Annotated in this window: 1 protein-coding gene; it reads left to right on the top strand. The window is 41.4% G+C overall.

All coding sequences use genetic code 11. The annotated features are described in order from the left end of the window. Positions 1-179 precede the first annotated feature (179 nt). Positions 180-502 (top strand): Ger(x)C family spore germination C-terminal domain-containing protein (locus AC1DSE_RS36265; RefSeq protein WP_477529249.1); only part of this gene is annotated, 323 nt, incomplete at its 3' end.

Below are 502 nucleotides of genomic sequence, written 5' to 3'. Positions count from 1 at the left end.
TGCCAAACGTATCCATTTCTTCTCAAGCACTAAGGGGTTTATCCGAGGGAGGGAACACGACGGCCTTAACCCATAAAACTACTTTCATTGATGTCTATCAAGAATTAATTAACCAGTACAAAGACATAAGCATTCCGTCGATAGAGATTGTTAGTGACCAGGTAGATAAAAAACTTCAATTGTTACAGACAAAGGGACTTTTTGCTTTTAAAGGCGATCATCTCGTCGGTTTCTTGCATGTACAGGAAACAAAAGGTTTCCTTCGTGCTTCAGGCCAGATGAACGGTTCTTCCGAAACGATAGGGTGCGGGCGAAAGAAGGAGATGCTGACATTTGAAAACATTAATAACCGCAGCGTCATACATCCTAATGTGGATCAGCAGCTCAAAGCAATTGTCAAAATAGAAATTTATGCGGATCTGAATTTAACAAGTCAACAATGCACAGATACGAAGATCGATTCGGAAGAGGTAGCCGCTTGGGAGAAAGCGCTAAATGAAAG

This window comes from Paenibacillus sp. 01L418, assembly GCF_056400045.1.
The sequence above is the reverse complement of the archived record's forward strand: the minus strand, read 5'-3'. Positions and strand labels throughout refer to the sequence as shown.